Source organism: Harryflintia acetispora, assembly GCA_004340125.1.
In the GTDB taxonomy this organism is placed as follows: Bacteria; Bacillota; Clostridia; order Oscillospirales; family Ruminococcaceae; genus Harryflintia; species Harryflintia acetispora.
This window is the reverse complement of record SLUK01000006.1, coordinates 113,683-125,760: the sequence shown is the minus strand read 5'-3', so window position 1 is coordinate 125,760 and position 12,078 is coordinate 113,683. Positions and strand designations below refer to the sequence as shown.

Below are 12,078 nucleotides of genomic sequence, written 5' to 3'. Positions count from 1 at the left end.
CCTCAGATTTCATTGTGCACGATCTCGCAGTCGATCCCCTTTTGCGCGAGAAAGCTGAAAAAGTATTGCTGCACATCGGCCGAGACCAGGGAGCTGGTGAAGGTGAAGCTCATCCTGTCCCCAAGGCTCACCATCCCCGCCTTGACCGGCTTGAGTGAAGAGATGCTCACCAACAGGTCCATGCGCTCGACAAATTCCTGCATCCCCTGTGGCAGGGTGACCACCCCGAGGTTGGAGAGCGCGCAGCTTTGCCCCCGCTCACCCCGGCGGTGAATGACCCGCAGGCCGATCCGCTTGATAAATAACGGGATGAAGCGCACGAGCAGGTTGCGCTCCGCCTCGACGTTGTAGCGCAGCTTCTGCGCGAGGCGCTCCTGGCACAGCTCCTCCTTGAAGGACTTTTTGACCCTTTCCAGCACCTCCTCAAAGGTGTAGTCCCGGTCGAAGGTCATTCCGATGTTGAGGTAGGAGAAAAAATTGCACAGGGTGTGCGACTGGTAGAAGCTGCGCAGGTTGACCGGGATGCAGATCACAATCGGCTTATCCCGCCGAAATTTCGGATTGCCGCCCAGATAGATCGAGCGCAGCAGCAGCGCGGTCATGTATTCGGTCACGGTGGCGCCCGCGCTCTTGCATAAAGCGAGCATCGGCCGCACCGGCAGCACCCCGGTGATCACTCTCGTGACCCGCCTTTCCAGCAGCGGCCCGCGCAGGCGGAAGGCCGCCGCCGTGGTGTGGCTCTCCTTCTCCGAATCCCGGGAATAGTTTTTGATGAAGCTGTCCTCCTCGAACTCGTTGGGGTGGCAGCTCCCCTCGAAGAGCGGACACTCACCCAGGTCCCGGTCAGGGTGCGCCAGGGCAAGGTAGTGATAGAGCAGCCGGCGCAAAAACATCAAGGCCCCGGTCCCGTCGGTCAGGGAATGAAAAATCTCGAGGCTGATCTTGCGCCCGAAGTAGGAGGTGCGGAACAGGTAGCCGTTGTTTTGAATCCGCTCGATCCTAAGACAAGGATAGGTTCGCTCCTCCTGGACGAGGGGCTTTGAGAAGTTGCTTTCGAGATAATACCAAAAAAAGCCCTTGCGCTGCTTGACGCAAAAGGATGGAATATCCACCAAGGTGCGCTCCACCGCCTGCTGCAGCAGGTCGGGGACCACCTCCTCGCGCAGGACGGCGCTCAAGCGGTAGACGTTGGTGTTCTTTTTATTGGAAATCGCCGAGAAGGCCTTGGCCGCGTTGTCCAGGCGCTTCCAGTAATATTCGCGGTATTTTTTCTCCATGAGGCGCGCTCCTGCTTTTCCTTGATTGCCGAACCCGGTATCTGTTTCTATTATAGTAGCTGCTCCCTCGTAAAACAACTGCTAAGATGTAAATGATCTCTAAAACTTCGCGGCGCTCCCCAGTTGACACGCCGCCAAAAAATATGCTAGTATAATTTGTATCTGTGCGGGAGTGGCGGAATGGCAGACGCGCTGGTCTTAGGAGCCAGTCTTTCGGGGTGTGGGTTCAAGTCCCATCTCCCGCACCAACAACATGAAATCCGAACCCATAGGGTTCGGATTTTTGTGCGTCTACTGCCGCAAAAACACGTTTAAGCGAATCGCTTAAACGTGTTTTTTATGTTAACAGCATCATTACCCGATGGAAAGATCGACACGATCATCCTTATACTGAAAAACAGATAATGATCATTTTTTCTCACCTGCACAATTATTCTTTTCCCCAACAAATAAAAAGAAGCAAACTCCCCCCGATCTGTACAACCCTTGTATCATGTATGCTATACTGGAAGCAAACGCGAAGAAACAGACATTTTGCCGGATTAAGGGGACAAGGGTTTTTGAAATAGGAACAGGAGAGATTTCATGAAATGCAGAATTTTTCTTGTTGAGGACGAATATGAAACCCGTCAGTCGATTCACTACCTGGTCGATTGGGCTGCGTACGGGTTTGAGATCGCAGGGGAGGCGGCCAATGGCCAACAGGCCCTGGAGCTAATCGCACAAGCTCGGCCGCACATTGTACTTACCGATATCCGAATGCCGCAGATGGACGGCGTGGAACTGACCAAAACATTGCAGATGCGCTTCCCTGATATACGCGTAATTGTTTTGAGCGGATACAGTGATTTTGAATATGTCCGCGACTGTTTTCAGTATGGGGCGGTTGATTATGTGCTCAAGCCCACGCTACGGGCGGACGAGCTGCTGACCCTTCTGGAAAGGATCGCATCAAAAATACCATCCTGTCATTTTGTACCTTCTTTTCGTCCGACAGCGGAAAGCCTGTTGGGCCTGCTATTGGCCGGGATGTCTGAAAATCTTGCGGCGGATCCAGGGCCTTTTTTCCCGGGTCCGCAGTACAGGCTCTTGGCCATGGATGTGCCCTATGTCTTTGACAAGGCGCCGGATCTTGGCCGCTGTTGCGATTTACTGCGTAAGGCGGCGCAGGAATGCTTTTCAGGCCGCTGTACTACCGTGGCCGAGTTTGAAAACAGGAGGCTGGTTCTGCTGATCAATACATCAGCAGAGTTTGAGCGGCGGGATGCCATGGCCGCAAGGCGGGTTGCGGTGATTATGGAGCATTCCCTTGGGGACTCGTTCTGGGTGTATAGCGATGCGATCGGCCACTGGTCTGAGTTGTACCAGCATTGGAAAAATGGATATGCTGCAACACTCAAGCAGCGTTTTTATCATCACAAGGATTATTTCATCGAGGAGGCTTCCCTCAGAACCGGATTTCAGGAAAGGGTTCCCTGGGATGTGCAGCATTTCAGCGCTTTACTGGAACAGGGGCGCATGCTGGACGCCCTCGACGCGATGGTTCAGTATACCCGGGATATTCTTTCCACCGCCTCCATGGAAGAGCTAAAATTAAAGGCCCTTCTCTCTAATATCGTATACCAAATTATCGACTATCTCGAAGAGGCCGAGCTTCCGCTGGAACATACGGTGGAGCTGCGCCGGAACCTGATCGTACGCATCAGCAATACACGTTTTTCCGGCGAATTGCTACAGCTGACGGAGCAGCTGGCCGAAGAGCTGCAGCAATACTGTATCGTCAAAAAAAAGCCGTCAGAGGAAATGATCCTGGATTATGTTGAAACGCACTATGCGCAGCAGCTTTCCCTATATGATCTGGCCAAACAGTTCAGTTTTAACTATCATTATTTGTCAGCCTATTTTACGACGCATTACCAAAAGAGCTTTACAGAGTATCTGAACACCGTGCGCATTCAAAAGGCTCAGCAACTGCTCCAGGAAAACATACTCTCCGTGGCTGAGGTGGGCGCGCAGGTAGGCTATACCGACAATAGTTATTTCTCACGCGTTTTTAAAAAAAGTCTTGGTGTGACGCCCACCGCTTACCGCAAGCAGTACCAGAAAAGACAGAGGTGAATATATGAAAACGAACCAGAGACGTTTTTTAAAAATTGTCCAGGCGAACAGCTTGTTTTTGGAGGTTCTGCTTCTTACCGTGGCTGGGGTGGTCGTTGCGTGCACCTTGACCATGGCGATTTCCTGGAACAATTCTCAGAAGCTCCATCTGGATACCATCAGCTATTCAAGTAAGCAGAGCCTGGGGCAGGTGCAGGAGGCTTTTGCCGAATGGACGCAGGAGCATTCCTCTCTTTTGTACGCACTGCAAAGCGGCTGGGCCGTGCAATCTTTTCTCACCACGCAGGACGCCACTACGCTGGAAGCGAGACAGGCGTCCTACCAGCTGACGACGTTGCTCAAACAGCTGGATTTTATTGGAGAGAACGGTTTCTCCTGGCCGCTGATTTTAACCGATGTGAAGGGGGCGGTAAAAAAATCTTATGCGTATTCCACTGTAACCGAAGAATTTTTTCTTCAAAAGGCAGCCTCTTACAAGGGACAGAGTACTTCCAACAAGCCGGAATATATTTTCATACAAAACGGGCCGTCCGAATGGGACGTGGACCACAACTGCATACTGATGTCCAAAACGCTCCGAAGCAGAGGAAACAGGGAAATTTATGGATTTGCCTATGTTGTCGTGCGGCAGGGGCAGCTAAAAAGCGCTTACACCGCCTTGAGCAACGCTTCAAGCCGTCTGATGCTTCTCAACGACGAGGGAATTATCGTGAGCGCCGAGGACGAGACACTGATCGGCCGCTCCTTCCCACAGCTGTTAAAAACCGCGCGTGCGGCGGAACAGCAGGACCTTGCTTTTGCAGAAGCCTTCTTTCAGGAGGCAAAGGTGCATCTCGTTTCCGTCCCGATCAGCAACTGGGGGCTTCATGCCATCGCCATCATCGACAATCAGACGGTGGTGCAGCATGTACGCGAAAGTTTCTATGAAACGTTATTCGTCTGCCTGCTGGTCATCCTTGCGATGCTGCTCGTGCTTTTCACACGGCTTGAGTTCCGGTTTGCACCGCTGCGGCAGCTGATCCGCCATATGGAACACGCGAAGGAAAAGGAAATGTTCATGCCCATCCAGATCAAGGGAGGATATGAGGTACGGCAGCTGGGAACCGCTTACAACCGGATGGCCCAACGGGCGGAGTCCTATGTCGGGGCTTTACAGGAAAAGGAACGGCAGAAACGCAAGATGGAAATACGCAGCCTTCGCATGCAGCTGGACCCCCACTTTATTTACAATACCCTTGCGTCCATCAAGTTTCTGATCATACACGGTGAAAACCAAAATGCGGAAAAGGCGCTCGATATGCTTACGCTGTTGCTGCGCAGCAATATCAGCAGCGACCAGGAATTTATCACGCTGGAGCGGGAGCTCGCCAGCGTGGAGAGCTATGCCTTCTTACAAAAAATCCGCTTTGGCGACCGCATTTCCCTGCAATTCCACTGCGAGGAAAGTGCAAAGGACTGCCTCGTCCCCAAGCTCATGCTGCAGCCTTTTGTGGAAAATGCATTTTTCCACGCGTTCCCGGAGGAGAACGACAGCGGCTTGGTTAGCATCTTTGCGCGTGTAAAAAAGGGCGAGCTGGTCTGCGAGATCATTGACAACGGATGCGGCTTCTCCTCACAGGAAGCAGTAACCTCACATAGCGCCCAGGAAAGGGAGAGCATTGGCATACGGAATGTGAATGAGCGGCTGCAGCTGTTATACGGGGAAAACTTCGGAGTGTCAATTTCCAGCAGTGTGGGGGGCGGCACCTGTGTGACAATCCATCTGCCCGCCGGGGATCAGTAATCTCTGCATTGCCGCTAAGATTAATTGGTTAAAGTTAACAAAATTAAATATATAAACTGTGTTATTTTATTTTATATCCTCAAACCAATCCTATTTTGACCAAAATTGATCCTACCGCTTGTTTCGGACGACACACTATAATGAAAGCACAGGTAATGAGCGCGCATTACAGAAAGATTCGACAAATTTCTGGCCATAAGAGGAGGAAGGTTCATGAGGATCAGGAAACTACTTGCTCTGCTGCTGGCTGCGGCGGCAGCACTGTGCCTGCCGGCCTGCGGCGGTTCCACCTCCGGCTCCAATGCCGGAAAAACGGCCGACGAAAGTAAAACAGAAATTACCGCCTGGGCGTGGGACGACAATTTTAATGTGAAGGCGTTGCGCCTCGCAAAGGAACGCTATGAGGCTGAGCACCCTGATGTGACTTTAACCGTGATCAGCCAGTCGCTCAATGATGTTGTCCAGAAGCTGAATACCGCCTTTGCGGCGGAAAGTTATGACGGCCTGCCCAACATCGTTTTGATCGAAGATTACAGGGTGGGCGGCTATCTGGACGTTTTCCCCGGTTCGCTGCGCGATCTGTCCAGTATTATAAACGCAGACGACTGGATGCCCTACAAACTGAGCGCCTTTACCCGCGATGGAAAAATTTATGGCGTTCCTTTTGACAGTGCCGTATGCGGTATGTTCTATCGTGTGGATTTTCTGGAACAGGCCGGGTACACCGGCGAAGATCTGAACAATATCACCTGGAGCGAATATATCGAGATAGGCAAGAAAGTAAAGGAAGCGACTGGCGTCAGCATGCTGGAACAGACCAGCGGCGACTTAACCCTAATGAAAATTCTGATGCAGTCAGCCGGCACCTGGTATGTAAACGAGGACAACACCTCCTTAAATATCGCGGGCAATCCGGTGATCAAAGAGGCCATGCAGGTATATAAAGATTTGATGGATGCCGGCATCGTCATGAATTTCCCAGGCTGGGATGAAAAGGTGCGCGGTATTCAAAACGGGGACCTTGCCACCATCGTTGACGGCTGTTGGATCAGCGCCACCATCAAGACCGCTGAGGATCAGAGCGGCAAATGGGCCCTAAAGCCCATTCCCCGCATGGACCATGTAGAGGGAGCCGTAAATGCTTCCAATGTGGGCGGCTCCTCCTGGTATGTCGTGGATAAGGTAGCAAACGCGGATGTGGCCGAGAATTTCTTAAAAGAGACCTTTGCGAGCGATACTGGATTCCTGAACGAACTGGTCAACGAAATCGGCCTGTTCAGCTCGCACAAAAGCGACGGCAGCTTCACCAACTATGAGGCACAGGACGCTTTCTTCGGCAACCAGAAGATCTGGGAAGATTTCGCCGCTTGGGCCGAGCTGGTTCCACAGGTCCCGTATGGCATTAATACCTATAACATCGACGATATCGTTGAGGAAGAGCTCCAGACTGTCCTGCAGGGCGGGGATATTGATGCGGCATTGTCCGCCATCGAATCCCGCGCCGCTCAAATCGGTCAAATTGGCTGATTATAATCAGGCTGCGGGACCGTTTTACGGGACCGCAGCCTTTTCACGGGGGAGGATTTCCATGCGAGAAAAATCCAAAATCGCCAAAGGCCCACTGGAAAAAAAATTAAACCGCACCGGTTGGATGTTTGTTTCAGGGGCGAGTGCGCTGATCATTGTTTTTACATTCTATCCCGTCGTCGATGCGCTCCGCCTGGCATTCATGTCAGGCAAGGGAAACCAGCTCTCCTTTGCGGGAATGGGAAATTTCCAACGAATGCTGCAGGATGAAACCCTGAAAAAAGCCTTTTTCAACACATTTTTATACCTGATTATCCAGGTCCCTATCATGCTAATCCTGGGCCTGATTATTGCCTCCATGCTGCAAAATAAGGACCTGCGCTTCAAGGGGCTGTTTCGCACCGCTATCTTCCTGCCGTGCATCACCTCCTCGGTGGCGTATGCATTGGTGCTGAAAACCATCTTTGCCAACGAGGGCTTGTTTAACACTCTGCTGACGAAATGCGGTCTGATCAGCGAGCCGATTTTGTGGCTCAACGACGCATTCTGGTCGAAAATGCTCATTATTATCGTCATCACCTGGCGCTGGACCGGCTATAACGCCATGTTTTACATTGCCGGGCTGCAGAACATTGAACCCTCCATCTACGAAGCGGCCGACCTGGATGGCGCCGGTTCCCTGCAGAAGATGCGCTATATTACCGCACCGCTGCTGCGCCCTGTGATTCTTTTCACCAGCATCACTTCCACCATCGGTACGCTGCAGCTGTTCGACGAGGTGAAGAATATCACCAACGGCGGCCCTGCAAATGCCACAATCACCATCTCCGGTTACATATACAACGTATGCTTTTCTTATGTGTCGGAGTTTGGGTACGCCTCCGCGATCGCATTGGTGGTCGTTATCATCATCGCCATTCTCTCCGCGCTGCAAATGCGGGTCGGAGACAAGGAGTGATATCCATGGGAAAAACCAAGAAAAAAGTGATCCTGGCAATTGAATATGTGTTTTTGTGTTTCGTCTCGTTCTTATGCGCATTCCCGTTTTTATGGATGATCATCGGTGCCACCAACACCTCGTCCGATGTGATGCGCAATAAGATGACCTTTGGCAGCGCATTATGGAATAATCTGCAAACCCTCCTGCAGCCGGAAAAGGGGTTTGTGACAGGGCTTAGCAACACCATCATCACGACCGTTGTCACCACGTTGCTTTCACTGCTTGTCTGTTCACTGGCGGGCTACAGCTTTACCATGTATCGAAGCCAAAAACGGGAAAAGCTGTTTAACATTCTTCTGCTTACCATGATGATCCCTTTTAGTTCCATAATGGTGCCGTTATACCGTATGTTCGCCCAGATGAACAAGATCCCGGTCCTGAAGCTGGTCGGCCTCAATACCCTGGGCGCGATGATTCTGCCCTCGGTCTCCACCGCATTCCTCATTTTCTTCTTCCGCCAGAATGCCAAAAGCTTTTCCAAAGAGCTGGCGGAGGCCGCCCGAATTGACGGTTTGGGCGAATGGGCAATCTTTTTTAAAATATTCTTTCCGGTGATGCGATCCACCTTCGCCACCGGCGCCATTGTCTCCTTTATGAACAGCTGGAACAATTATCTCTGGCCCTTGCTGGTGGCTCAGTCCCCACAGGTGCGCACCTTGCCGATGGTGCTGTCCGCCCTGGGCCAATCGTACACGGCGGACTATGGCGCGCTGATGACCGCCATCGTGATCGCCACCTTGCCCTCGGCGCTGGTCTATTTCCTCATGCAGAAGGAGTTCGTGGCGGGCATGACCGGAGCGGTCAAATAACAAAACATATCAGGAGGTCATTATGCAATCCAAATGGAATATGAATCCGGGCTGGTATTTTAAACCCGACTTCAATGAAAACGATATCGCGGGAGAAAACCTTGCAGATTATGAATGCATCGATCTGCCCCACACTGTGAAGGAACTGCCCTACAACTGCTTTAGCCACGATGAGACGGCGCTCTGCTGTACCTATGTCAAAAAATTCACCGTGCCGCAGGAGTGTGAAGGCAAAAACGCTGTCATCGAGTTTGAAGGCGTGATGACGCAGCACAAGCTGTATGTCAATGGCGCTCTGGCGGGCGAGCATCGCGGCGGCTACTCCCGTTGGCGGTGCGACATCACCCAATGGATGGCCAAGGGTGAAAATACGTTGGTGGTCATGGTGGATTCCCGGGAGGACAAGGACATTCCTCCCTTCGGCTATACCATCGACTATCTCACATATGGCGGCATTTACCGGGATGTTAATCTGTATTTTCTCCCGCAGGCCTGGCTGGATACCGTACTGTTTCGATATCGGTTAACCGGCGGCGATGCCGAGATGGCACCCGAGGTCCATCTTGAAAATAAGGCCGACGCCTTTGAAGGCGTTTTACATCTGGAACTTTTGGAGGATGGCCGCTGTGTCAAGCGCTGGGAGCGCAGCGTTACTGTGGAAGAGGGCGGCAGCACAGCCACCCTGGCAGGGGAATCCTTCTCAAAGCCAACGCTTTGGGATCTCGAGGACCCGCATCTCTACACCGTGAGGGTAACGCTGTATAAAGACGGCGCCGCGCTGGACCGCCATACCCTGCGCATCGGTTTTCGCACGGTGGAGTGCAAGCCAGAGGGCTTTTATCTCAACGGCCGGGCAGTCAAGCTGGTGGGCCTGGACCGCCATCAGTCCTATCCCTACAGCGGCTACGCCATGCCCGCCCGCGCCCAGAAGAAGGACGCAGAAATCCTGCGCAATTACCTGCATGTAAACACCGTGCGCACCTCGCACTACATGCAGTCGGAGGATTTTTTGGACCGTTGCGACGAGTTGGGCCTGTTGGTATTTTCCGAGATGCCCGGTTGGGGCTATATCGGCGGTGAGGCCTTCAAGGAAAATGCCCTGCAAAACATCCGGGATATGATCACTGTGGAATACAACCACCCGAGCATCTTCATCTGGAGCATACGGATCAATGAATCGGACGACGACGATGCATTCTATACCCAGACCAACGAGTTGGCCAAGAGCCTGGATACCTCCCGTGCCACCACCGGCGTGCGCTGTATTACGAACAGCCATCTGATCGAGGATGTCTATACCTTCAACGATTTTATCCACTACTCCCATCCGGTCAAGCACTACCGCGAGGTGGTGTTGCTCAATCAGCAGAAGGTCACCGGACTGACCCACAAAGTCCCTTACCTGGTAAGCGAGTACTGCGGACATGTTTTCCCGGTAAAGCCGTTCGACTGTGAGGAAAAGCAGATGCGCCATGTGCAAATCCATGCGGCGGTGCAGAGCGCCAACATGCTGCGCAAGGACGCCATGGGCGCCATTGGCTGGTGCGCCTTCGACTATAATACCCATGGCGATTACGGCTCGGGAGATAAGATCTGCTATCACGGCGTCATGGACATGTTCCGTATCCCCAAATATGCCGCTCAGGTCTACCGCAGCCAGGTATCCCCACAAAAGGAAATTGTACTGGAACCCGCCACCGTCTTCGCGCGGGGCGAAAACGATGACAACCGGCCCATTCCCTTCGCTGTGCTGACCAACTGCGATTATATCGAGGTGGAGGCCTATGGACGCAGCATCGGTAAATTCTTCCCCAGCCTGTCTTACTGCGGACTGGCGCATCCGCCCATTATCGTAGATGAGGATCCCGGCCGCTGGCAGGATATCTGGGAGGGCGGCGCCATCATCGGCTACCTAAACGGCAAAGAAGCCGCCCGCAGGACCTACTCCCGCGATGCCCATCTGGCCGGGTTGGCGGTTACCCCGGATGATCTTGTCCTCAATAACACCGTGGTGGACAGCACACGTTTCGCCTGCCGCTTCCTGGACCAGAATCAAAATTTGCTGCCCTTCTACAACGGGGTCGTGCAGGTCGAGGTCAGCGAAGGGCTCAAGGTCATCGGTCCCAAAACCATCGCGGTAGTCGGCGGCTCCATCGGCTTTTGGGTCAAAACCACTCCAATTAATAAAAAAATGGAGGCCACCGTGACGGTCCGCGCTTTGAACACCAGCATCCCGGACCAGGTTTTCTGCTTACGGCTCGAGCCACAAAAGGATATTTTGGTGCTTTAATATTTTTTATAACAGGTATTGCCATCACAAGCGCGGGCGAAGGTAAGTCTTCGCCCGCGCTTGTTTTATCTATCCCAGTAGCGAAATGCTGCCGTGGCACATAACTATAAAATAGCCTCCCGTGCTCCGATCCTTAAAAAACATCCCCGGACGGTCACGTCCAAAGGGGATGTTTTTCTATGATTCCTTCTATAAAATTGATTGGAGAAATTGCTCTGACACCGGCAAAGTGATATACTAGATTTGTTATACATCCAGGCGGATGAAATCCCATTAAATGGCTATTCTATGCGCTCGATCAACACTCTAATTGGATCGTAGCAGTGGTATCCCAGGACCATGCCGTCGTAGTCCACCGCACGGCGCACCTTCTCCCAGGATTGCCGGGCGGCTGCGAGGCCGTCGGCGTAATAGGTGCTCTCTTCGGTGAGGCCGTGCACGCCCGGAGGCTGGAACTCGAAGATGCACACCACCGGCTTTTTTGCGGCGCGCGCCAGGTCGGCCTCGGCCTGGATATGCGAAGCCTCTCCGGAGCGGTAATAATTCATCACCGCCACCCCGTCGCAGCCCTCCTCAATGAGCCGCGCGAGAGCCTCACTATGGTCGTTGTCGTACCAGTAGGGGATGCAGGCGAGCAGGGCGAGCCCCTGCCTATTGGCGTACTGGCGCGCGGCAACCATTGCGGATACATACCCCTCCATCACCCGGGCTTCGTCCTCCTCCCAAGACTGCGTGAGATAGGGCTCCACATCCACCATCAGGCCCTCCAGCGCGCCGCCGGAACGTTTGGCGAGAGCAGCCGCTCGGTCCACCTCCTCCTTGAGCGCGGCGGCCTGAGGGTCGAGTCCCCACTCCGGACGGCCCGTCAGCAGCAGGACCTGCACGCCGGCCTTCTCCATGTCGCAGAGGAAGGAGACGGCCTGTTCCTCCTCCCCTTCCGGTATTTCCTGATAGAGGTCGCCCGCCTCCAGCCGGTGGAGGGTATCCAATAGCCCGGCGCGCCGCGCCGGCTCAAGAACCTCCCCTCCCCAGGAAAACAGGCCGTCGCCCAGAACAAGGGGGCCGCGCCAGGGCAGGAGGACGAGGACCGCCGCTATCAGGAGCAGCGCCGCCAGCCAAATCCATCCGCGTTTCATCCGTCTCCCCCTTTCTTTTGTGCATTCCCTGTTACAAATTTATACTTTTGACAACGCTCTCCGGAGGCCCGTGGACCTGGAGAAAGGGGACAAAGATGGAGGCCCCGGCCCCATTTGCTTTGTGCAAAGGGCTGTGCC

At 53.4% G+C, this 12,078-nt stretch carries 8 protein-coding genes and 1 tRNA gene; 7 read left to right on the top strand and 2 right to left on the bottom strand.

Translation table 11 applies throughout. From position 1 onward, the window contains the following. Positions 1 to 2: 2 nt before the first annotated feature. Complete coding sequence (locus EDD78_RS08255) at positions 3 to 1,277, bottom strand: condensation domain-containing protein (RefSeq protein ID WP_132084628.1); 1,275 nt, start codon at positions 1,275 to 1,277, stop codon at positions 3 to 5. A gap of 166 nt (positions 1,278 to 1,443) precedes the next feature. Between EDD78_RS08255 and EDD78_RS08250 the strand changes: the two genes are divergently transcribed. The 7 genes from EDD78_RS08250 to EDD78_RS08220 all read left to right on the top strand — a co-directional run bounded on the left by EDD78_RS08250 (position 1,444) and on the right by EDD78_RS08220 (position 10,804). Continuing rightward, positions 1,444 to 1,525 (top strand) — tRNA-Leu (locus EDD78_RS08250). A gap of 337 nt (positions 1,526 to 1,862) precedes the next feature. Then, on the top strand, positions 1,863 to 3,395 hold the full coding sequence (locus tag EDD78_RS08245) for a response regulator transcription factor (RefSeq protein ID WP_132084627.1): 1,533 nt from the start codon (positions 1,863 to 1,865) through the stop codon (positions 3,393 to 3,395). 4 nt (positions 3,396 to 3,399) lie between these two features. Continuing rightward, a complete protein-coding gene (locus tag EDD78_RS08240; protein WP_132084626.1) occupies positions 3,400 to 5,178 on the top strand; it encodes a sensor histidine kinase in 1,779 nt (592 codons plus the stop codon). A 213-nt stretch (positions 5,179 to 5,391) separates the two neighbouring features. Next, positions 5,392 to 6,705, top strand: a complete 1,314-nt coding sequence (locus EDD78_RS08235) for an ABC transporter substrate-binding protein (protein ID WP_132084625.1) — start codon at positions 5,392 to 5,394, stop codon at positions 6,703 to 6,705. 61 nt (positions 6,706 to 6,766) lie between these two features. Next, on the top strand, positions 6,767 to 7,663 hold the full coding sequence (locus EDD78_RS08230) for a carbohydrate ABC transporter permease (protein WP_132084624.1): 897 nt from the start codon (positions 6,767 to 6,769) through the stop codon (positions 7,661 to 7,663). A gap of 5 nt (positions 7,664 to 7,668) precedes the next feature. Continuing rightward, entirely contained in the window at positions 7,669 to 8,514 is an 846-nt protein-coding gene (locus tag EDD78_RS08225) for a carbohydrate ABC transporter permease (protein WP_132084623.1), read from the top strand. Between the two features lie 22 nt (positions 8,515 to 8,536). After that, positions 8,537 to 10,804, top strand: coding sequence for a glycoside hydrolase family 2 protein (locus EDD78_RS08220; protein WP_132084622.1), 2,268 nt, complete (start codon positions 8,537 to 8,539; stop codon positions 10,802 to 10,804). 281 nt (positions 10,805 to 11,085) lie between these two features. Here the strand turns inward: EDD78_RS08220 and EDD78_RS08215 are convergent, their stop codons facing one another. Beyond that, the gene (locus EDD78_RS08215; protein WP_132084621.1) at positions 11,086 to 11,940 is read right to left on the bottom strand and encodes a hypothetical protein; all 855 of its coding nucleotides are present in this window, start codon (positions 11,938 to 11,940) and stop codon (positions 11,086 to 11,088) included. Positions 11,941 to 12,078: the final 138 nt, after the last annotated feature.